Raw genomic sequence first — 19494 nt, forward strand, 5'->3', positions numbered from 1 at the left:
TGAGACGAAACGGCGGCCATTTTCGGCCACCGTTCTCGCTGCGTTGATGCTCAGCCTTCGTATGTTTCGACGTAGCTTCCGTCGACCAGTGTGTCGAGCGTGATGTCCTTGCCGACCAGGTCTTCGGCCTGGAACCACTCCAGCTGGTCGCGCAGGGACGCAATGTTCAGCTTGGAACCTTCGTTTATCCGCATCGTGCCGTTGATGATGGACGGCGCAGCCTTTTCGCGCGGACGGTCGGTGTAGACGTATTTGTGGATCAGATCGACCATCTCGTTGACGCCGGCATCGCCACCGGCCTTGTCGATCATGGTCGAGTTGTAGTCGCTGACTCCCTTGCCGAACCCGGTCAGGAAGTCTTTGGTCTGGTCGCGCTCGTCGGCGGCATTCTTTGCCGAGGTGAAGACCGTCGTCACCTGGTAGCCGGGAAGGTAGTCCGAGATATTTCCGATAATGTGAACGGCACCTGATCCGGCCAGCGGCTTGGCAATATGCGGCACGATCGACCAGGCATCAATCTGCCCGGATTTGAGTGCCCCGATGATTGCGCCAACCTTTTGCAGCGGCTTGAAGGACATCTCGACGCCCTCGGCCTCGGCGACTTTCGAGCCCATGTAGTGGAAGGACGATCCAGCCGTGGACATGCCGAACGTTTTGCCACCGAGCTGCGAAGGTGACGTGAGGCCAGACTTGAATGCTGCATCTGACGCCAGGATTTTCTGGCCATCAATGCCCTTTTCTTCGCTGAGCGCACCGCCGATCACCTTGATTGCTCCCTTGTCGGCGAGCGAAACCAGGCCGCCGGACACGGCAGTTACCGCATAGTCGACATCGCCGGACGCGATCGCCACGGCCATCGGCTGCGCCGCCTGAAAGAATTTCAACTCGACATCAAGGCCCGCATCATTGAAGTATCCGCGTTCAAGTGCAATGAAACTGCCGGAATGGGAAGTGAAGCGCAGCGCGCCCACCACGATCTTCCTGTTCTGCGCAATGGCCGGTGCGGCCAGGCTCGTCACGGCAGCTGCCCCCATCAGGCCAAGGGTCTGGCGTCTGTTGAATTTCATCTTTCAATCCTCCCGTTTCATTGCGTTCTTGCTGTTGTCTTGCCTGCACCGAGATCGGCGCGAATGTCTTCTTCAAGCAGCGCGAGTGCACTCACCTCGTCCCGGCTGAGAACGGCTCTTTGAAGCCTCTCCAACCGGTCTGCTCGTTCCAGAAAGTCGATCCGGCCTTCACGCAAGAGCGCAAGACGGAACCGGCGCGACTGATTGTAGAATTTTCCGGCGATCTGGATGAGCCGGCGCGAACCACAAGCGGACAAAAGTGTTTCCGATGCTGCGCGGCAGGCTTCGTCCCATTCCAGCGCGGTGATATCCTCGGGTTGCGCGACGACGGCTGCTTCCGCGCGGCTGAGCGCATGAAAGGCGGCAACCACTCTGGATTCCCATGCGACATCCCCGCGCTCCATCGCCCGCGACAGACCAAGCTTCTCGGTCTGGATCCGCATCAGCAGAATGTCTTCCAGATCTTCCTGCGTCGCGGACATCACTCGAAACCCGCGCTGGCTGGTCGCCTCGACCAGACCTTCCGCCGACAGCATCCTCAACGTCTCGCGCATGGAGTGGTTGGACCCGCCATAGGCTTGGCGGAGCGCTTCGATTTTCAGCTTTTCGTCCGGGGGAAGAACACCGAAAGAGATGTCGCGGCGGATCGCCGAGGCGAGCATGGCCACAACCGTCTCGTCATCACTATTGCGTCCACCAAAAAGCATTCTGTGCCTTAATTACGAAAAAGTTGGATATTTTTTCGATAATCGACAAAGCTCTGTCAAGTGCAGCACCACATGACACCGGCACTATCTGGATTGCAAATTAAGCTTTAGACAGATTGCTTGGGGATCGTGCCGCCGTTCGCTCTCAAGACACGAACAGCGACGGATGATATCAGCGCATCACGAACGGATTGCTCATGGGTGCTTCAGATATGTTGATCCAGGTCGTTTTGGTCCGTGTGTAATCCAGGATCGCCTCTAGCCCCGCTTCTCTGCCATATCCGGACTGGTTGAACCCACCGAAGGGAGCGATCGGGGAAACGGCCCGATAGGTATTCACCCAGCAGATCCCGGCCCTCAGCCGAGAAGATACGCGGTGGGCCCGCGCCACATTCTGTGTGAAGACACCCGATCCAAGGCCATATGGCGTATCATTTGCCAGTGCAATTGCCTCTTCTTCGGTGTCGAAAGGCAGGAGTGACATGACGGGACCGAACATCTCGACCTGAAGTGTCTCGGTCTCGGGCGTTTTGCATTCCACAAGCGTCGGAGCCATGTAGTTGCCAGGCCGATCAAGCGGCGCACCGCCGAACCGTATCCGGGCTCCTTGCGATTTGGCTGCCTCGAGGGTCGCCCCGATCTTTTCTACCTGTGCGCGGGTGCAAAGCGGTCCGACATGGGTCGACGCCGCAAGTGGATCGCCGACGACAATGCCTTCCGACTTCTCGGCTATTCGTCTTGCCAGTTCTTCGAAAACCGGTCTTTGAACCAGTCCGCGGGTGCCGGCGACACAGCTCTGTCCGGACGCACCGAAATTGCCGGCGATCAAACCGTTGGCGGCCCCTTCAAGATCCGCATCCTCAAACACAAGAATGGGAGACTTGCCACCGAGCTCGAGCGTGGTGACCGCAAAATTTTCCGCAGAATTGCGCACCACGTGCCGCGCGGTTTCTGGGCCGCCGGTGAAAGCTACCCTGTCGACATCCTTGTGCCGTGTCAGCGGAATGGCGCAATTTTCCGCGTCCCCCGTGATCACCGAAACGACGCCGGCCGGGAAACCGGCTTCTTCGATCAGCCGCGCAAATTCCAGCATTGGCGCCGGAGCGATTTCGGAGGCTTTCAACACCACGCAACATCCGGCTGCCAGAGCCGGTCCGAGCTTGGTTGCCGTCAAAAACATCTGGGCATTCCAGGGAACGATCGCAGCAACGACACCGATAGGTTCGCGCCGTGTGAACACATGCATGTCAGGCTTGTCGATCGGAAGAACCTGGCCTTCGATCTTGTCTGCAAGGCCTGCGTAGTAGCGGTAGTAGTCACCGACGTATTTTGTCTGGCTGGCGGTTTCGGCGAGCAACTTGCCGCTGTCGGTGGTTTCGATTTCACCGATGTGAGCAGCACGTTCCTCGATCAGTTCCGCCAACCGGTAAAGCAGCTTGCCGCGCGCCGTCTGGGTCATGTCCCGCCATCCGGGATCAGCCAGCGTGCGCTTGGCGGCGGCAACAGCCCGATCGACATCCTCAGCTGCTGCGCAGGCAAATGTCGCCCAGTCCTGCCCTGTTGCCGGGTTTTGCGACGACATCACCTGTCCGGTACGTCCATCCGTCCAGCTGCCGTCGATGAAAAGCTGATAATGCTGCATCATGTCCTCTCAGCCGAACGCCGGCATTACATCGTCGATGAAGCGGCTGAGCGACGCGCGCTTGCGCTCCGCGCTCATGCCGCTGTCGATCCAGAACGAAAACTCGTCATAGCCGAGGTCCTCGTAGCGCTTGATCCGGTCGATGACCTCACTCGCCGTTCCGATCGTGAGGTCCCTGGCAAGGTTCTCCGGCGCCATCATCTGGTTCGCCGCCAATTCCTCATTCGAAAGCTCGGCGATCAGGCCTTGCGACACCGGGCGCTTGTTCTGGAACCATGCGCCAAAGTAACAGTAAAAACGAGAGAGTTCCCGCGTTGCTCTGAGAACATCATCGCTGTCGGAGCCGACATAGGTGTGATGCAGCAGCATGATTTTGGGCCTGGGCCCATCCCAGGACGCGCAGGCGTCGTTGAACCGGCCCATCAGCGTTTCCACTTCATCATGCCCCTGCCATAGGGGCGTGACCTGGATATTGAAGCCGTTGTGAACACCGAATTCGTGACTGTTCGGATCCCGCGCTGCAATCCAGATCGGAGGTCCGTTTTCCTGAACGGGTTTCGGTGATGAGGTGCTTGCGGGAAAATTGAAGAACTCTCCCTCGTGAGCGTGATCTCCTTGCCAGAGCTTTCTTAGGAGTGGTGTCGTCTCGCGCATCCTCTGGCCGGCTTCCCATGCATCCATTCCCGGCATCATCCGCTCGTATTCGTAGGAATAGGCGCCCCTGGCAATTCCAAGTTCGATCCGGCCGCCCGTCATCAGGTCGGCCGCGGCCGCTTCGCCGGCCAGTTTGATCGGATGCCAGAACGGAGCGACGATCGTGCCGGTTCCCAGCCGCACATTTTTTGTGTGGTGCGCGAGGTCGACCAGCGACAGGAACGGGTTGGGGGCTATGGTGAATTCCATGCCGTGATGTTCACCGGTCCAGATCGCCCGCATGCCGCCATCGTCGGCCGTCCTGCAGAGCGCCAGAAAATCCTCATAGAGCTTCGCGTGCGGCTCGTCCGGTGACAACCTCTCCATGTGAGCAAAAAGGGAAAATTCCATGGTCAGGCCTTTTCATTCAGCCGGTGGGTCTCGCCTGAGACCAGATCACCGAGATAGAGATTGAAATTGCGTGTCCGGGCCTCTTCCGCAAACCGTTGCAACATACGTGCGGTCGCGGACGAACTGTATGTGAGGCCGGCAAGGTCGGAAAACGGAATGCGTTCATACTCGCTGACCGGATTCACGGAAGTCGCTTTGCCAAGCAGGTAGGCAAAATGGACTTCCTTCGACCGGTCGTCGAAGACAGAAAAAACCGGTCCAAGTTCAACATCGGTTCCCAGGTGGCTCAGCTCTTCTTTCAGGCACTCCCTCAGGGCGGTCCGGTCAGGCGCAACGCATTCGGGCAGCCGGTAGCCATCCGGCGATGGCTTCAGCAGAACGCCTCCTTCAACCTCAATGAGCGCACCGCAGATATTCTTGCTGGCACCTGGATCACGCGCCTGATGCTCCAGGCCGAGACTGAAGAATTGCCCCCCTGAATATCCAAGTCCCCGTCCCTCACCCTGCTGGAATTCGGTAACTTCACCAATGAGAACAATATGATCGCCGGCCGGTATGACTTGATGGGTCTTGCAGGAAAACGCCGCGATCGCACCGTCTATCACCGGCACCCCGTGTGAGTTTGATGTATGAGCCACCCGTGCGAACCGGTCGCCCTTGTAACCGGCAAAGGTGTTGGCAACATCTTCCTGGCCTTCGCTCAGAACGCTGACAGAGAAATTCCTGCATGCGGAAAACACATTGAAGCTCGACAGGAACTTGCCCGGGCACACCAGCAATAGAGGCGGGTTAAGCGAAACCGAGGAAAAGGAGTTCGCGGTAAAGCCGACGGGAGTGCCATCTCCATCCAGCCCCGTAACCACGGTAACACCGGTCATGAACCGCCCGAAGGCATCCCGCAGGTCACGCGGATCGATTGCACTCATGATTGGCATCCCTCTGCGAAATCTAGCAGGACACGGTTCACTTCCGACGGATGTGTCATCGGCATCATGTGGGCCGCCGTCTTGACAATCCGCGCCGTACCATCGGGAGCAAGACCGGCCATTGCGCGGCTCATCGCCGGAGTGGAGTTCGGCTCGCGGCCACCCGTCATGAAAAGAGCCGGACATTGCAACGCTTTCAGCATCGCGTCGCGTGGACCGTTTTCATTGGAAAAGACAGAATAGGCGGTGCGGTACCCACCCGGATTCACATCGGAAAGCCAGGCATGGCAGGCATTGCGTTCCGGGCACTGCGCCTCGCCGAACCAGCGGGAGAGCGTGGCAGACGGATCGGAAACACTGACGCCATCGAGACCCGCAGCGCGTGCGCGCACCGCAGCCTGCGCAGCTCCGCTTCGCATGTAGATTGCGTTCAGGGCGGCAACGCCTTGAACCTGCCCCGGATATCGCGAGGCCAAATCCAGCGCGATCATGGCGCCCATCGAATGTCCAACAACAACAGCCGGCCGGTCCAGCAGGCTGGCGATCCGGTCGCCATAAGCCTGCAATGCCGGCTCACCTGGCAGTTCTGCGCTGCCGCAATGTCCGGGCAGGTCCGGAGCCAGTATTTCGAAACGTTGGGACAACGCGGCAATTTGCGCGTTCCAGGCCTCCGCCCGAAGGCCGACACCATGGATCAGCAGAACGCGAGGTCCTGACCCCGTCGATACAAGCGCAAGACCGCCCGTCTCAGACCGCTGCCGGGTTGTCCACATCATGGCCCATCTCTTTGAGGTCCTGATACCTGTCGCCAATTCGGTGAAACGGCCGGCCGGTAGTCGCGCCACCAAGCACGACGACGATCTCGTCAGCACGCGGAGCGTCGGGAATTGCGAATTGTATGGTCAGATAGTGAGACCTCCGCCCGGCATCGTTCTTGTCCATCAACGGAACCATGATCGGCGCGTTGGCGGGGCCGCGCGTGTTGGTGAATGCCAGATATGACTTTGCCCCGACTGCTTGCCGGTAGTGGTTGCCGAAGCGCAGCGTATGGATCAGGCCGGACGCGTGCTCCACCTCTCCATCGAGCCCGACGACCGCGGCCTTGCCATAGGCCTCGATAGCATCTCCGGTTCCGGCCAGTTTGATCATCCGTTCCGTCATAAGGCTGCCAAGAACCGGCCCATAGGCCTGGATTTCCGGGGTCAGGTCCTCGACAAAACGTCCGGCCCAGGGGTTGCGGACCACAGCCGCCACCGCAAACATGCGCCAGGGCGTATCCGTTTTTTTGAAGCCTTCGGTCAGCACTTCCTCGTCAAAGGTCACAATTTTCCTGATGTCAGGATCCATTCCCGTCCTCCGTTTGCCCCTCCAGGCTGATCAAACCACTATCGAACGCCTTGACATTTGGAACAAACGAATGATTTTCAGCCTTAGGTATTAGTGCAACTTATAGGTAACTTGACCATGGCACGCACACTGCCACCCTTGAACTGGTTTCGCGCGTTCGAATCCGCCGCCAGAAACCTGAGCTTTACGGCGGCAGCGGATGAAATCGGCATGACGCAGTCCGCAGTCAGCCAACAAGTCAAATCTCTGGAAACTCGTCTTGGCGTCCTGCTTTTCGAACGCAAGGCGCGGGGTCTTGCCCTCACAGATCATGGTCGCCGACTGCTGCCACAAGTGGATACCGCACTGGCAACACTGACCAGCGCGACCGGCGCCTTCGTGGCTGACCAGACTTCGGACTTGCTCACGGTTTCCGCATCAATCAGCGTCATCCAGTGGGTCATCGCCCCGATGCTCCCGGAATTCACCAAATGCCACCCGGATGTTCTGCTTCGGTTGATCGGTGCCGTGTGGCCGGACGAATTCACGCAGACCGCAGCTGACGTCGAAATTCGTTTCGGGTCTCGAAAACAGGCAGGGTTTGACGCCGAACTGCTGGGGTCCGACCGACTGATTGCCCTGAAAGCCCCCAATCTGAAGGGTAAGATCGAAAATCTGCCGTTGATCGAAGCCGTCGGAACCTCGGACGGCTGGAAACCTTGGGCGCAGGCAGCCGATGTCGCGTCGTTGTCGCCATCCTTGTTCGTGGATAGTTACGGACCTGCCCTTCAGATGGCTATTTACGGCAACGGTGCATGTCTCGTTCACAAACTCCTTGCGACCGCGCCGATGCAGCAAGGCCTGATTGAACAGGCTCACCAGGTCTCGATCGCGGCCAATGAGAGTTATTTCCTTACGGTAAAATCGAAAACGAAGGCCGCCCTCACCTTCAGGGACTGGATTGTCGCATCTGTGAGCGGTGATTATACGGCCGGCAGTTCCAGGAAGCAGGCCGGACTTCAACCGGGCGACCTTTGCGATCTCCCCGGTTGAAGGAAACCAATCGACAGTCAGACCGCCGTTTTGAGCCGGCAAGCCAGGTTTTGCAATATCACGCGGTTCCTGCTTGTAACGGTACTCCGCTTCCAGCCGTATTTCTCGCATATCCTGCTGAATTTTCCGCCGCCGGCCTTGCACATAACTTCAAACTGCAGCGCCCGGCGACTGTCCGGATCTTCAATCAGAGAAAACCAGGTCAGGGCTTCCTCTGCACGCGATATCTGATGTGGCGGAAACGTTTTCTGCCGCCGCGCAATCTTTCTCCGGTAATCCGGCCAGGCGGAAAGAATGGACTTGGGACCATCCCCCTTGCCCGTCACGGCGACCACTTCAACAGCCTCGATCAGCCGCTCCAGAACCTGATCAGGAACCACGGATAGATTGGCTTCACACATGTCTACGATCCTTTCTGCAAGCTGGAATTCATAAAACCCGGAAGGTGAGCTCTATTCCAACTTGAAGATCGCCGATCGTACCGGATATCCGGTCGGTCGACTTTGGCGAGCCGTCGTTAATCTGCGTTCGATTCCCGAGCCTTCTGATACCCCTGTTCCCAGAACTCGAAATAGTCGGCCTGACGCGGATAGGGGTTGTCGGTCTGCGACTTGCCCTTCTGGTATGCCTCCACGCCACGTTCGAAGGCATGGACCTGCGCTTTTGTCTGATACGTATTCATTTGCCCCACCGACGATTGCAAGGATTTGCCTCCGGCAACCGCCCTTTGTCTCCACCGGCCGCGCAGCACTCCACACCAATAGCGCGACTTTTTCCAGGCGCTCTACACAGCCAGTGATTGAAGAAGAAAATGTAGCCAACTTTCCCTGCATGACAACCATCCTCACGCCGCTTTCCCCCGTATTTCCACCCTGATTGATCGGTCAAGTTCGTATGAAAGCAACACAGCGAGAGTGATTGTCGGCGCGCTCGGGTTGACTTCTTTTGCTCGTGTCAACAGGGCTTCGAGATCAAACCGATCGAAACACGTTACGAACGTCGGGTGTTCGACCAGATCAGGCTTGTTCAAAACCAGCCAGGAGACGGCTGTCAGAACCGGCGCGGACCAGTTGCCGCGGTTGGAGGGTGTATTGATCAAGCCAAGTACCAGGCGAAGATGTCCTGCACCGTGTTTCCTCAGCAAGGTGTCGCAGGTGCGCCTTGCCTTGGACTGGTGCGGACCTTCGATGCGCTTTGCGGCTGATACGAAATGAATACCGAATTCAGCCGCAATCCTGTCCACCTGCCCACCTGACGTCATCAGCGGTCCTCCGTGGTTTTTCCGACTTCATGTTGCAGGGCAGCAAAAGACGCTTCGGCTCTTTCTCGTGCACTCAAGCTAAGATGTTTATGTTTTGTTCTCATGATTTTCCCGACTTCGGAACGATCCTTGGCATCGTGACGGCTTCTTTCTGAACCGCCCTGATGTCGTTGCCTGGCCACATCAGTGGATTTCAGCTCCGATCTCAAACAACGCAACTCCAGCGTCAGCAGGCGGGTTCGCGCCTTTTCCAACGCATATTCATCCTCCAGGCGCGCGCACGGCCGTTCGGCGCGCAAACGGCAGTGAGCCACTCGATCCATGGCTTCCTCGATTTGCTCTTTAAGTCCGTTCACCAATTGGTCCTCTTGCATTGTTGTTGAACAAACACTTCCCGGCTTCCTTTTGCCTTTCGTAGTCAGTCAAAATATCGTACGTATTTCACGTACACTTGTCAACGCAGAATTCATACGGTAAAAGAAAAAAGGACATCATGAACAACTTGCGGCACCCGGCAACATGGACGAACAAGAACGATCCCTTCATCACAAGCTTCAGAAACTGAAGGAAAGGTCGAGCCTCTCCCTTCGGGCGATCGCTCGTGAAATGGGATATTCCCAGGCCTCGTCTATTCAGCGTTACTTTTCGTCTGACTATCCGGAAACTGGCTTGCCTGCGAATTTCATCAGCAAATTGCTGGCTGTCCTTCCCGGCAGGGGCGACCCCGCGATCACTCGCGAAGAAGTCCTCGCACTTGCCGACGGTTCGGTTGCCGAGATTCAGCGCAAGACGCCGGACCTGCCGAAAACAGGCGTCCCCATCGTCGGCGAGGTCGCAGCCGGGCTTTGGATGGAAGCGGCACTTTTCGAAACTGAAAATTCATTAGAATCAACAATATCCTATGATATTCGCTTTCCCGCCCAGTCGCAGTTTGTTGTCAGGGTACGCGGGGAGTCCCTCAATAGAATTGCAGGCAATGGTGATTTGCTTTTGTGCGTTGACTATCTCGCCGCAGGAATAGAACTGAAGGAAAACGACCTCGTATTGGTCGAGCGCTCACGCGACAATGGCATGACCATCGAACGCACAGCCAAGCGCCTTGTCAGCCTGAATGGCCAATCAGAATTGATGCCGGAGTCGGACGACCCGAGATTTCAGGACACGATCTTCTACCGGGAAGGTGATGTTGACCATACCGAGGTCAAGATCAAGGCCAAGATAATCATGGTCTTTAAGCCACTCTGATTTGGACAAACAGCTCTGAAAACCGCTGGATGCACGGGAGTTCCAGATTCGAAGCCATGCGCCTGTCGTACGCATTCACGTACATATTCATTCAAATTCCTTGCTTTGTACGTATTTTGCGTATAAACTGAAATTGATTTGAAGGAGGCGCATGATGAAACTCAATCTCGATACATCCTTTTTCTCTGTTGTTTGCGAACTAGGGAGGACCTTGTACACGCCAGAGCTCGAGTTGGCCGACATGCACAAACGTCAACTCGTGGAAGACATCAAGACCGGACAGCTCGAACAGGTCAAAGCGATTCTGGAATTCAATCCGGTCGAGGGTTGGTGCAGCGACATCACCGAGGACGTCCTGTCAGCAGCCTTCCCGGATATGCAAGACAGCGACAATGACCCGGCCGGGGAAAACGTCGGCTATCGCAGCGAACGAATTGACGGCCAACTGGCAGGCGTGGCGCGCCGCATTGCGGCCTAATCACAAACAGTTTTGAGGGGTTTGCAAATTGTCAAACCAGCTTTGCCACCGCCTCGCGTGCGCCCAGAAGCTGCTTGGCCAGACTTTCTCGCAATCCAGCAAATCGATGTGAGGGAACCGGCACGGAGATGGCATAGACCAGACCGACAGGGTCCTGAAAGGCAAATCCGGCTGCCGAGATACCTTGTGTATGCTCATCCAGATCCCAGGCAATACCTGTTTCCCTGATGTCTTCAATCTCTTTGAGAAAGTCGGACAGCGGACGCTGACTTTGGCCGGCATTCTTCAGCTCGCGGCTGGCAATTGCAACGACACGATCATCTTCAAACAAGGACAAGGCAGCCTTGCCGTTTGCCGTATCCGTCATCGGAAAAACCTCGCCGACCGCAGAAACGGTCCGGAGCCGATGCGTACCGACGACCTGATCCAGGAACACCATATGATCATCTCGTAAGACGGCAAGATCCACCGTCTCCTTTGTCCGCTTCGCGAGATCCGTCAGAACAGGATGAACAAGTTCCGTCATGTTGACACGGCCGGCCGCGGCGAGCGACTGAATTTCCGAACCGAGACGAAGTCCACCTTCAGCGGATGAGGACATGACGAGGCGTTCCGTAAGAAGGGCGTTGACGATCCGCTGTACCGTAGAGCGGGGCAGATGTACACGTTCGGCAATCTGCCCCAGGCTTAGTCCCGTGTTGTCGTTTTTTAAGACTCGCAGAATTTCGGCTGCCCGTGAAATAACCTGAACACCTTGATTTGTCTGTATTTTCTTTTCTGATTCCATCGTCAAAACCACTTTTTTGCCCCCTCCAACCGGACCCCGGATTCGCCTTTCTGCACAGCGCTGAATGCAGCATATAGGTCAAATTCTGGTCTATGTCGAGATTTCCTATTGACCGCATTATGATGCATCTGTACCGTTTAGCAATACAGTGATACACTGACTGACGGGAGGAACACATATGTCAGTGACTATTCGCGGCATCGAGTTTCAGGAAAACCTGAACAATGATATGGGCGTTGAATTCTACAACCTGTCCCACCGCTACGGCTTTCAGTGCCCGAACTGGCCCTATTTCCAGGATGTCCAGATCGACCGGAAGCACTACATGGCGAAATCCGGCGTGCTCTCACAGACCATCACGACGACGATGCACGTGACCACGCATATTGATGCGCCTGCACACGTCGTTCAGGGCACACCCTTTATCGACGAGGTTCCGTTGCCGCATTTCTTCGGCTCCGGACTCGTGGTCTCGATTCCCAAGCAAAAGTGGGAGCAGATCACCGGCGACGATCTGGAAAAGGCTTGCGGCCATGCCATCCGCAAGAACGATGTGCTGATCATCAACACCGGCTGGCACAAGCAGTATGAGGACGGTGACTACTTCGCCTATTGCCCTGGACTGGTTCCCTCGGCTGCCGACTGGATGGTCGAGAAAGGCGTCAAGGTCGTCGGGCACGACACCCAGGCCAATGATCACCCGTTGGCAACGGCAATCGGACCGCAACGGAACGGGCCGATCATGCCACACCTTGAAGCCGAATACCTTGAATGGTCAGGCGGTCGCGACTGGAAAGACGATTTTCCCGAGTGGGAACCGGTTCACAACACGCTCTTTTCCAACGGCATTCTCGGCATTGAAAATGTCGGCGGTGATCTTGATGCGGTCACCGGAAAACGCTGCACATTTGCCTTCTTTCCATGGAACTGGGATCGCGGAGACGGCTGCATCATTCGTCTCGTCGCAATGACCGATCGCGGGCAACAGTACCGCATAGAGCCCGGCGAAGAGTTCTGATTACCTGAAACAACAGGACCGCCAGGCAACCCTGGCGGTCTCTATTGCCGCGTCTGGGAGGAAGCGATGCACGTAAAGCGTTTTGACGACGCACAGCCATACGAGGCGCCCAATCACAGGGGCGTGGTCGGCTTGCGCCTTCAGGGATTTGAAGATGGTGGTCCGGAAAATCAATGGATCGGCCTGAGCCAGTTTCTTCCGGGCGGTGGCGCCGGACCGGATTCGACCCCGTTCGAGAAAGTTTATGTCGTCCTGGAAGGTGAAATGACCGTCCTGGTCAATGATGCCGAAACAGTGCTGAAAAAATACGACAGCTGCACGATCGCACCGAACGAAGTTCGCTCAATCGAAAATCGCTCCAATCACGTCTGCACGATGCTCGTCGTCATTCCCTACCCGCCGGAGGCAAATTGATGGCTGATGTCTGGACCCATCCGCTCGAATTGTTCGATATCAAGGGCAAGGTCGCCCTTGTAACCGGTGCCACAGGCGCTTTTGGCGCGGTTGCTGCCAATGCGCTTGCGGGCGCTGGTTGCGATCTCGTGCTGGCGGCGGGAAACAGTGATGCACTCGAAAAGATCGCCGGAGAATGTCGCGCCAAGGGCGCGGCAGTCGAGACGGTCAACAAACGCCCTTCCAGCGCGGAAGTCTGCGCGGAAATGGTTGAGAATTGCGTCGCGCATCATGGCTCTCTTGATATCCTTGTTGTCGCATCCGGCATGAACAAGGTTGCCAAAATCAACGACCTGACCCCGGAAGACTTTTCGAACGTCATGGAAGCGAATGTGACCCAGTCCTGGCTGCTGGCGCGTGCTGCCACCTCGCAGATGATGACGCAACCGCAAGGTGGCAAGATCGTTCTGGTTTCATCGGCCAGGGGCCTGCTGGGCCATCCCGCGGGATACACGGCCTATTGCGCGTCGAAGGCGGCCGTGGACGGCATCACCAAGGCCCTCGGCTGCGAACTGGGCGCCGACAACATCACGGTCAATGCAATTGCACCGACCGTTTTTCGATCTCCCCTCACGGCCTGGATGTTTGAAGACGACGAACTGGCAAAGGGTTTCCGCGACGGCTTTCTCGCCCGCGTCCCCAAAGGTCGCCTTGGCGAACCGGAGGACCTCATCGGTCCGCTTCTGTTCCTGTCTTCCAGGGCATCGGACTTTTACACCGGGCACATTCTCTATGCCGATGGCGGCTACACGGCGGGATAGGTGATGAAGGACACAAACAACATTGCGGTCCTGGGCGCCGGGCTCATGGGACATGGAATTGCGCTCACATTCGCTCGTGCCGGACACAACGTTTTTGTCTACGACGCTTTTCCTGCCAGTCTCGACTCACTGCTGGAGCGTGTGCGCGCCAGCTTGACGGCACTCGGTTTGGCTGATCACGAGGCCACCGAAGCCATCGCCCGCATCACGCCCGGAACGGAACTCGCCGAATGTGTAGCCAACGCGGACGTTGTCTTTGAGGCAGCTCCGGAAAAACCCGAACTGAAGCGCGCCTTGTTCGCCGATGTCGAGCGCTTTGCGTCAAAAGACTGCATTTTTGCATCCAATACATCCGTAATCCCGATCACAACGATCATGGCGGATCTCAAGGACCGCTCTCGGGCACTGGGAACCCACTGGTGGAACCCGCCGCACATGATCCCGCTGGTCGAGGTGATCCGGACCGAATGGACTTCGGACGCAGCACTGACAGCAATGACGGATCTCCTGGCGTCGGTGGGCAAGACACCGGTCCGCGTCGAAAAGGACGTTGCCGGTTTCATCGGCAACCGTCTGCAGCATGCCATGTGGCGCGAGGCGATCAGCCTTGTTGAAAACGGCGTTTGCACCGCCGCTGACGTCGACACGGTCGTCAACACAAGCTTCGGCAGACGGCTGTCTGTCCTCGGGCCGATGGCAAATGCCGACCTGGTCGGCACTGATCTGACGCTCGACATCCATGAAAATGTTCTGGCCGATTTGGACAATCGGCCGAAACCTTCCCCTTATTTGCGCGATCTTGTGGAGGCAGGAAAGCTCGGAATGAAATCGGGAGAGGGTTTTCAGAGCTGGACGCCTGAGGAAGCGGACAACGTCCGTCAGCGCGTCGCGGTTCATTTACGGAAGCTTGAAACCATCTTGAGTTGATGTGCCTTGCGACCTTGATCAGCGCATCTGGGAGGAAAGACGATGACGCTAATGGGAAAAAAATTCGGTATTAACCGCCGCCACTTCATTGCCGGCGCCACGGCCGGCCTGGCAGCTCCGGCAATCCTGACAAGAACCAGGGCATATGCCGCTGATCCGGTCATCCGGATCGGTCACGTCAGCCCGCGCACCGGACCATTGGCCGGTTTTGCGGAAGCTGATGAATTCGTTTTGGCCGGCATCGAAAAGGCGCTCGCTGGTGGTGTTGAAAACAACAACAAGTCGTACAAGATCGAGATCATTTCCAAGGACAGTCAGTCCAACCCGAACCGGGCTGCCGAGGTCGCTTCCGAACTGATCCTCAGTGATGAAGTCGACATTCTCGTCGGCGCGTCGACACCCGATACGACAAACCCGATATCGGATCAGGCCGAGCTCAACGAGGTTCCCTGCATCACGACGGACTGTCCCTGGCAGCCATACTTCTTTGGTCGGAACGGCGACCCGGCCCAGGGGTTTGACTATACGTACCACTTCTTCTGGGGACTGGAAGACGTCATCAAGGCATTCCTCGCCCTCTGGGAAGAAGCAGGTGTCGCCCGCAAGGTTGGCGGTTTGTTCCCCAATGATGCGGACGGCAACGCCTGGGGTGACGACCAGCGCGGTTTCCCGCCCGCCCTGATCGGCAGTGGTTTCGAGCTGACCGACCCGGGCCGGTACCAGCCGCTGACAGACGATTTTTCCACTCAGATCTCGGCCTTCAAGGAGGCCGGCTGCGAGATCGTCACCGGCAACATGATCCCGCCCGACTTCGCAACCTTCTGGTCCCAATCCGCCCAGCAAGGATTCCAGCCAAAGGTCGTTACAATCGGCAAGGCCCTGCTCTTTCCTTCCGTTATTGAATCTCTCGGTGACCGCGGCGACGGACTGACTTCCGAAATCTGGTGGACGCCCGATCATCCTTTCTCGTCCTCTTTGACGGGTGAATCCGCCCGGCAGCTGGCGGACGGATATGTCGCGGCATCCGGCAGACCCTGGACCCAGCCGATCGGCTTCAAACACGCGCTTTTCGAGGTCACAACGGACGTCATCAGGCGCACTGCTGATCTCGACGACCCGAATTCCATTCTGGAAGCCATCCAGGCAACGGACCTGCCGACAGTCGTCGGTCACGTCAACTGGGGTTTCGGTCCGGTCAAGAATGTCTCAAAGACGCCTCTCGTTGCCGGACAATGGCAGAAAGGCGCCAATGGAATGGAACTGGTCATTACGTCAAATCACAGTGCGCCCGAAATTCCCACAACGGGCAAGCTGAAACTGCTGTCGTAACGAACCTCCGGCGCGCGGCCTTTGGCCGTGCGCCGTCCATCTTTGTTCCAGTCAAGGGATCTTCATGGCGCCCGTTCTTGAATTAAGGGATCTGTCCAAGTCGTATGGCGCTATAACAGTGGCCGACAAGCTCACCTGTCAGCTCGAACACGGTGAAGCGCTTGGCGTGATCGGTCCCAACGGTGCCGGCAAGACATCCATGTTCAACCTGATCACCGGAACGGTCCGGGCGGATCACGGACAGATACTCTTCGACGGCGATGAAATCACCAGATTGTCTGCCGCCAGAAGGTGTCGCTCAGGCATCGCGCGCTCCTTTCAGATCCCGCAGCCATTCGCCGGGATGACCGTATTCGAAAACGTTCTGGTCGCTGCAACCCATGGCGCCAAGATGCCGGCCCAACAAGCTGACGAATATTGCCTTGAGATGCTGCAACTCACCGGCCTGATCGACAAGGCGAACGATGTTTCAAGCTCTCTTACGCTGCTTGGCCGCAAGAGACTGGAGCTTGCGCGCGCACTTTGCGCCAAACCTAAACTGTTGCTGCTGGATGAAATCGCGGGAGGCCTGACGGAAAACGAGTGTCTGTCTCTTGTCGAGACCATCAACACAATCCGTGCCACCGGAATATCGATCATCTGGATCGAGCATATCGTTCACGCCCTTCTATCGGTTGTCGACCGGCTGATCGTCATTGATTTCGGACGGAAGATCGCCGAGGGCGATCCGAAGGAAACAATGGCGAGCCGCGAAGTTCAGGAAATTTACATGGGGGTGGATGCCGATGCCTGAGTCACTTCTGTCCACCCATGGACTCAACGCCCACTACGGCGATTTTCAGGCCTTGTTCGGTGTCGACATCAACATTCACGCTGGCGAGGTAATCGCGATCATCGGGGCAAACGGTGCAGGCAAAACGACCCTAATGCGCTCAATCACGGGATTGCTCGCCAACAGGCCCGACATGGTCACCTACCGCAATACTCCGATCGGCGCGCTGCGGGCGGACCAGGTAGCCAGGACAGGCATCGCGATGGTGCCGGAGGGGCGTCAGTTGTTTCAGTCGCTTTCCGTGGAGGAAAACCTGATTATCGGCGGCCAGATCGGACGCAAGGGTCCCTGGGAACTGGAAAAGGTGTTCCGGCTCTTTCCGATCCTCAAGGAGCGCCGCGCCGTTCCCTCAACGGCACTATCCGGCGGCCAGCAGCAGATGGTTGCGATCGGCCGCGCACTCATGTCGAACCCGGAACTCATCCTCTTCGACGAAATCAGTCTGGGTCTTGCCCCGATCATCATCAAGTCGATCTACGAGGTCCTGCCGGACATCATCGGCGAAGGCATGAGCGCCGTCATCGTGGAGCAGGACATTGCCAAGGCCTTGAGCGTCGCCGGCAGGGTCTACTGCATGCAGAAGGGCCGGATATCGCTGGAAGGCCGCTCGAACGAACTGACGCGCGAACAGATCAGCGCCGCCTATTTCGGAGTCTGAAACATGAAAGAACAGACCACCACGCCAGATTGGCAATCCACATTCCCGGACCGGGTTCCTGACATTTTCTCAAAAGGTCTCTGAAATGGAATGGATCAACGCAATCGTTCAAGGGGTCCTTCTTGGCGGTCTGTACGCGCTGTTCGCAGCAGGGCTGTCCCTGATTTTCGGTGTCATGCGCCTGGTCAATATCGCCCATGGCGATTTCATTGTCCTGGCTGCGTTCCTGGCCCTGTCGACCACCAGCGCGCTCGGTGTTAACCCGCTTCTGACGCTTGTCGTCGTTGTGCCTGTCATGGCGGTCATCGGATATGTTTTGCAACGCGGAGTTCTCAACCAGACCCTGGGCGATGACATTCTGCCGCCACTGCTGGTGACTTTCGGCCTGTCCGTGATCATTCAGAACGGGCTACTCGAAATCTACAGCGCTGACCCTCAAAAAATGAACGCAGGCGCAATTGAAACCGCCAGCCTTGCGCTTCCGGGGAACCTGAACGTCGGAGTACTGCCCCTTGTCATGTTTGGCGTGTCGGTCGCGGTGATCGCGGGTCTGCAGTGGGTCTTTTATCGCTCAGCGCTCGGACGGGCCTTCCGTGCCGTCTCCGACAAGCAGGACATCGCTCAGCTGATGGGATTGAACAAGGCTCACGTCTTTGGTCTTGCCATGGCGCTTTCGCTCGCGGTTGTCGGCATTGCCGGTGTCTTTCTCGGCATCCGCACCAGTTTCGACCCTTCGATCGGGCCAGGCCGTCTGATCTTTGGCTTTGAAGCGGTCATCATCGGCGGTCTCGGCAACCTGTGGGGCACCATGATCGGTGGCATCATCCTTGGTGTCAGCCAGAATATCGGCGCCCAGATCAATCCGGGTTGGCAACTCCTCGCCGGCCATATCGCCTTCCTGATCGTGCTCGCGGTGAAACCGCGCGGCCTGTTTCCACGGATCGACTGATGACCTCAGCAAACTACACGATATCGAGATCATCTCCCGCAAGCCGCTTTGCAGCGGGGATAGGCATTCTGGTGCTGGCCGCATTGATTGCGGCTCCCTGGTGGGCCGGACGGGCGGACATGCGCCTGTTGAGCGAGATCTTCCTCTATCTGTCCCTCGCCTGCCTTTGGAACCTGCTCGCGGGATACGCCGGGCTCGTTTCCGTCGGACAACAGGCGTTTGTCGGTTTCGGTGGCTACATGCTCTTCGCGCTGGCGATGTTCGCCGGCCTGTCTCCGCTCGCTGCAATCCCGATCGCGGGTCTGCTCGGCGCGCTTGTTGCCATTCCCGTCGCGGTCCTGATTTTTCGATTGCGCGGCGCCTATTTCGCGATCGGCACCTGGGTGATTGCGGAGGTATTTCGGTTGAGTTTCGCCCAGGTTTCCGCCCTTGGTGGAGGATCCGGCACAAGCCTTCCAGTGGCGATCGTCCGCTCCATGGCGTCCAGCCGCTCCATGCGCGAAGCAACAACCTACTGGTTGGCGCTGGGCATGGCCGCAATCGTGATCGCCGTCATCTACCTGCTCCTGCGTTCCCGCAACGGCCTGGCTCTGACCGCCATCCGGGACAGCGAGGTCGCTTCAAACAGCTTCGGCATCGACATCTGGCGTCACAAGTTCTTTGTTTACGTCATCGCCGCCGGTCTGACAGCTTCGACGGGAGCGCTGATTTTTCTGCAGAAACTGCGCATCTCCCCTGACGCCGCGTTCAGCGTAAATGACTGGACGGCGTTCGTAATTTTCATAGTCGTCATCGGCGGCATCGGCACGCTCGAAGGTCCGATTATCGGCGTCATCGTGTTTTTTCTCCTCCGCGAGACGCTTGCAGACCTGGGCACCACCTATCTCCTGATCCTGGGACTGGTTGCCATTGTCGTCATGCTGAAGGCACCAAGAGGCATTTGGGGCTTCGTAAAGGACAGGACCGGCATTGAATTGTTCCCGCTCTCACGTCGAGTTGTTGAAGAAAAATCGGACAGTTAGGAAGCAAAG

24 protein-coding genes are annotated in these 19494 nt (G+C 57.4%); 12 read left to right on the forward strand and 12 right to left on the reverse strand.

The window, feature by feature from the left end; translation table 11 throughout:
- Positions 1-50 precede the first annotated feature (50 nt).
- From ACO6TI_RS27130 to ACO6TI_RS27160, 7 genes are all read right to left on the reverse strand, one after another.
- On the reverse strand, positions 51-1067 hold the full coding sequence (locus tag ACO6TI_RS27130) for an ABC transporter substrate-binding protein (RefSeq protein ID WP_055117463.1): 1017 nt from the start codon (positions 1065-1067) through the stop codon (positions 51-53).
- 17 nt (positions 1068-1084) lie between these two features.
- Positions 1085-1774 carry a GntR family transcriptional regulator gene (locus tag ACO6TI_RS27135; RefSeq protein WP_104703578.1) on the reverse strand — a complete coding sequence of 230 codons (690 nt, stop codon included), beginning with the start codon at positions 1772-1774 and terminating at the stop codon, positions 1085-1087.
- 172 nt (positions 1775-1946) lie between these two features.
- Positions 1947-3416, reverse strand: coding sequence for an aldehyde dehydrogenase (locus tag ACO6TI_RS27140; RefSeq protein ID WP_422385338.1), 1470 nt, complete (start codon positions 3414-3416; stop codon positions 1947-1949).
- Positions 3417-3425: 9 nt separating this feature from the next.
- On the reverse strand, positions 3426-4460 hold the full coding sequence (locus tag ACO6TI_RS27145) for an LLM class flavin-dependent oxidoreductase (protein WP_104703577.1): 1035 nt from the start codon (positions 4458-4460) through the stop codon (positions 3426-3428).
- Between the two features lie 2 nt (positions 4461-4462).
- Positions 4463-5386 carry a flavin reductase gene (locus tag ACO6TI_RS27150; RefSeq protein ID WP_422383754.1) on the reverse strand — a complete coding sequence of 308 codons (924 nt, stop codon included), beginning with the start codon at positions 5384-5386 and terminating at the stop codon, positions 4463-4465.
- Complete coding sequence (locus ACO6TI_RS27155) at positions 5383-6162, reverse strand: alpha/beta fold hydrolase (RefSeq protein WP_422383755.1); 780 nt, start codon at positions 6160-6162, stop codon at positions 5383-5385. Before ACO6TI_RS27155 ends, ACO6TI_RS27150 begins: the two co-directional genes overlap by 4 nt.
- Complete coding sequence (locus ACO6TI_RS27160; RefSeq protein ID WP_104703574.1) at positions 6134-6733, reverse strand: amino acid synthesis family protein; 600 nt, start codon at positions 6731-6733, stop codon at positions 6134-6136. Before ACO6TI_RS27160 ends, ACO6TI_RS27155 begins: the two co-directional genes overlap by 29 nt.
- Positions 6734-6850: 117 nt before the next feature.
- Between ACO6TI_RS27160 and ACO6TI_RS27165 the strand changes: the two genes are divergently transcribed.
- Positions 6851-7765, forward strand: coding sequence for a LysR family transcriptional regulator (locus ACO6TI_RS27165; RefSeq protein WP_422383756.1), 915 nt, complete (start codon positions 6851-6853; stop codon positions 7763-7765).
- Positions 7766-7782: 17 nt separating this feature from the next.
- On the opposite strand, the gene ACO6TI_RS27170 is transcribed toward ACO6TI_RS27165, so the two are convergent.
- The 4 genes from ACO6TI_RS27170 to ACO6TI_RS27185 all read right to left on the reverse strand — a co-directional run bounded on the left by ACO6TI_RS27170 (position 7783) and on the right by ACO6TI_RS27185 (position 9382).
- Positions 7783-8166 carry a DUF6362 family protein gene (locus tag ACO6TI_RS27170; RefSeq protein WP_196999699.1) on the reverse strand — a complete coding sequence of 128 codons (384 nt, stop codon included), beginning with the start codon at positions 8164-8166 and terminating at the stop codon, positions 7783-7785.
- A 116-nt stretch (positions 8167-8282) separates the two neighbouring features.
- Positions 8283-8447 carry a ribosome modulation factor gene (locus tag ACO6TI_RS27175; RefSeq protein ID WP_158510405.1) on the reverse strand — a complete coding sequence of 55 codons (165 nt, stop codon included), beginning with the start codon at positions 8445-8447 and terminating at the stop codon, positions 8283-8285.
- Between the two features lie 162 nt (positions 8448-8609).
- A complete protein-coding gene (locus ACO6TI_RS27180) occupies positions 8610-9026 on the reverse strand; it encodes a hypothetical protein (RefSeq protein ID WP_108875456.1) in 417 nt (138 codons plus the stop codon).
- Positions 9026-9382 carry a hypothetical protein gene (locus tag ACO6TI_RS27185; protein WP_196877228.1) on the reverse strand — a complete coding sequence of 119 codons (357 nt, stop codon included), beginning with the start codon at positions 9380-9382 and terminating at the stop codon, positions 9026-9028. Before ACO6TI_RS27185 ends, ACO6TI_RS27180 begins: the two co-directional genes overlap by 1 nt.
- Positions 9383-9545: 163 nt before the next feature.
- On the opposite strand from ACO6TI_RS27185, the gene ACO6TI_RS27190 reads away from it, so the two are divergent.
- Both ACO6TI_RS27190 and ACO6TI_RS27195 read left to right on the forward strand, forming a co-directional pair.
- Entirely contained in the window at positions 9546-10271 is a 726-nt protein-coding gene (locus ACO6TI_RS27190) for a LexA family protein (protein WP_055117484.1), read from the forward strand.
- 151 nt (positions 10272-10422) lie between these two features.
- Entirely contained in the window at positions 10423-10749 is a 327-nt protein-coding gene (locus tag ACO6TI_RS27195; protein ID WP_422383757.1) for a hypothetical protein, read from the forward strand.
- A gap of 31 nt (positions 10750-10780) precedes the next feature.
- Here ACO6TI_RS27195 and ACO6TI_RS27200 read toward each other — a convergent pair whose 3' ends face one another.
- The gene (locus ACO6TI_RS27200; protein WP_055117488.1) at positions 10781-11536 is read right to left on the reverse strand and encodes an IclR family transcriptional regulator; all 756 of its coding nucleotides are present in this window, start codon (positions 11534-11536) and stop codon (positions 10781-10783) included.
- Between the two features lie 178 nt (positions 11537-11714).
- Between ACO6TI_RS27200 and ACO6TI_RS27205 the strand changes: the two genes are divergently transcribed.
- The 9 genes from ACO6TI_RS27205 to ACO6TI_RS27245 all read left to right on the forward strand — a co-directional run bounded on the left by ACO6TI_RS27205 (position 11715) and on the right by ACO6TI_RS27245 (position 19485).
- Entirely contained in the window at positions 11715-12554 is an 840-nt protein-coding gene (locus ACO6TI_RS27205; RefSeq protein WP_422383758.1) for a cyclase family protein, read from the forward strand.
- A 66-nt stretch (positions 12555-12620) separates the two neighbouring features.
- Positions 12621-12968: a cupin domain-containing protein gene (locus ACO6TI_RS27210; protein ID WP_055117491.1), complete on the forward strand. Its 348-nt coding sequence runs from the start codon at positions 12621-12623 to the stop codon at positions 12966-12968.
- The gene (locus ACO6TI_RS27215) at positions 12968-13768 is read left to right on the forward strand and encodes an SDR family NAD(P)-dependent oxidoreductase (RefSeq protein WP_055117493.1); all 801 of its coding nucleotides are present in this window, start codon (positions 12968-12970) and stop codon (positions 13766-13768) included. The genes ACO6TI_RS27210 and ACO6TI_RS27215 overlap by 1 nt, the downstream gene beginning before the upstream one ends.
- Before the next feature lie 3 nt (positions 13769-13771).
- The gene (locus tag ACO6TI_RS27220; RefSeq protein ID WP_350184595.1) at positions 13772-14695 is read left to right on the forward strand and encodes a 3-hydroxyacyl-CoA dehydrogenase family protein; all 924 of its coding nucleotides are present in this window, start codon (positions 13772-13774) and stop codon (positions 14693-14695) included.
- A 42-nt stretch (positions 14696-14737) separates the two neighbouring features.
- Positions 14738-16024, forward strand: a complete 1287-nt coding sequence (locus ACO6TI_RS27225; protein WP_104703564.1) for an ABC transporter substrate-binding protein — start codon at positions 14738-14740, stop codon at positions 16022-16024.
- Positions 16025-16088: 64 nt separating this feature from the next.
- The gene (locus ACO6TI_RS27230; RefSeq protein WP_055117496.1) at positions 16089-16817 is read left to right on the forward strand and encodes an ABC transporter ATP-binding protein; all 729 of its coding nucleotides are present in this window, start codon (positions 16089-16091) and stop codon (positions 16815-16817) included.
- Positions 16804-17514, forward strand: coding sequence for an ABC transporter ATP-binding protein (locus ACO6TI_RS27235; RefSeq protein WP_422383759.1), 711 nt, complete (start codon positions 16804-16806; stop codon positions 17512-17514). The genes ACO6TI_RS27230 and ACO6TI_RS27235 overlap by 14 nt, the downstream gene beginning before the upstream one ends.
- 85 nt (positions 17515-17599) lie before the next feature.
- A complete protein-coding gene (locus ACO6TI_RS27240) occupies positions 17600-18463 on the forward strand; it encodes a branched-chain amino acid ABC transporter permease (RefSeq protein ID WP_108875461.1) in 864 nt (287 codons plus the stop codon).
- Positions 18463-19485, forward strand: a complete 1023-nt coding sequence (locus tag ACO6TI_RS27245) for a branched-chain amino acid ABC transporter permease (RefSeq protein ID WP_055117501.1) — start codon at positions 18463-18465, stop codon at positions 19483-19485. The genes ACO6TI_RS27240 and ACO6TI_RS27245 overlap by 1 nt, the downstream gene beginning before the upstream one ends.
- The last annotated feature ends 9 nt before the right edge of the window (positions 19486-19494 follow it).

Origin of the sequence: Roseibium album (genome assembly GCF_965233825.1) — a bacterium.
Lineage (GTDB): Bacteria > Pseudomonadota > Alphaproteobacteria > Rhizobiales > Stappiaceae > Roseibium > Roseibium album.

Coding starts and splice junctions, on each gene's coding strand:
- ACO6TI_RS27130 (WP_055117463.1), bottom strand. CDS start 1,067: ATGAAATTCAACAGACGCCAGACCCTTGGCCTGATGGGGGCAGCTGCC.
- ACO6TI_RS27135 (WP_104703578.1), bottom strand. CDS start 1,774: ATGCTTTTTGGTGGACGCAATAGTGATGACGAGACGGTTGTGGCCATG.
- ACO6TI_RS27140 (WP_422385338.1), bottom strand. CDS start 3,416: ATGCAGCATTATCAGCTTTTCATCGACGGCAGCTGGACGGATGGACGT.
- ACO6TI_RS27145 (WP_104703577.1), bottom strand. CDS start 4,460: ATGGAATTTTCCCTTTTTGCTCACATGGAGAGGTTGTCACCGGACGAG.
- ACO6TI_RS27150 (WP_422383754.1), bottom strand. CDS start 5,386: ATGAGTGCAATCGATCCGCGTGACCTGCGGGATGCCTTCGGGCGGTTC.
- ACO6TI_RS27155 (WP_422383755.1), bottom strand. CDS start 6,162: ATGATGTGGACAACCCGGCAGCGGTCTGAGACGGGCGGTCTTGCGCTT.
- ACO6TI_RS27160 (WP_104703574.1), bottom strand. CDS start 6,733: ATGGATCCTGACATCAGGAAAATTGTGACCTTTGACGAGGAAGTGCTG.
- ACO6TI_RS27165 (WP_422383756.1), top strand. CDS start 6,851: ATGGCACGCACACTGCCACCCTTGAACTGGTTTCGCGCGTTCGAATCC.
- ACO6TI_RS27170 (WP_196999699.1), bottom strand. CDS start 8,166: ATGTGTGAAGCCAATCTATCCGTGGTTCCTGATCAGGTTCTGGAGCGG.
- ACO6TI_RS27175 (WP_158510405.1), bottom strand. CDS start 8,447: ATGAATACGTATCAGACAAAAGCGCAGGTCCATGCCTTCGAACGTGGC.
- ACO6TI_RS27180 (WP_108875456.1), bottom strand. CDS start 9,026: ATGACGTCAGGTGGGCAGGTGGACAGGATTGCGGCTGAATTCGGTATT.
- ACO6TI_RS27190 (WP_055117484.1), top strand. CDS start 9,546: ATGGACGAACAAGAACGATCCCTTCATCACAAGCTTCAGAAACTGAAG.
- ACO6TI_RS27195 (WP_422383757.1), top strand. CDS start 10,423: ATGATGAAACTCAATCTCGATACATCCTTTTTCTCTGTTGTTTGCGAA.
- ACO6TI_RS27200 (WP_055117488.1), bottom strand. CDS start 11,536: ATGGAATCAGAAAAGAAAATACAGACAAATCAAGGTGTTCAGGTTATT.
- ACO6TI_RS27205 (WP_422383758.1), top strand. CDS start 11,715: ATGTCAGTGACTATTCGCGGCATCGAGTTTCAGGAAAACCTGAACAAT.
- ACO6TI_RS27210 (WP_055117491.1), top strand. CDS start 12,621: ATGCACGTAAAGCGTTTTGACGACGCACAGCCATACGAGGCGCCCAAT.
- ACO6TI_RS27215 (WP_055117493.1), top strand. CDS start 12,968: ATGGCTGATGTCTGGACCCATCCGCTCGAATTGTTCGATATCAAGGGC.
- ACO6TI_RS27220 (WP_350184595.1), top strand. CDS start 13,772: ATGAAGGACACAAACAACATTGCGGTCCTGGGCGCCGGGCTCATGGGA.
- ACO6TI_RS27225 (WP_104703564.1), top strand. CDS start 14,738: ATGACGCTAATGGGAAAAAAATTCGGTATTAACCGCCGCCACTTCATT.
- ACO6TI_RS27230 (WP_055117496.1), top strand. CDS start 16,089: ATGGCGCCCGTTCTTGAATTAAGGGATCTGTCCAAGTCGTATGGCGCT.
- ACO6TI_RS27235 (WP_422383759.1), top strand. CDS start 16,804: ATGCCGATGCCTGAGTCACTTCTGTCCACCCATGGACTCAACGCCCAC.
- ACO6TI_RS27240 (WP_108875461.1), top strand. CDS start 17,600: ATGGAATGGATCAACGCAATCGTTCAAGGGGTCCTTCTTGGCGGTCTG.
- ACO6TI_RS27245 (WP_055117501.1), top strand. CDS start 18,463: ATGACCTCAGCAAACTACACGATATCGAGATCATCTCCCGCAAGCCGC.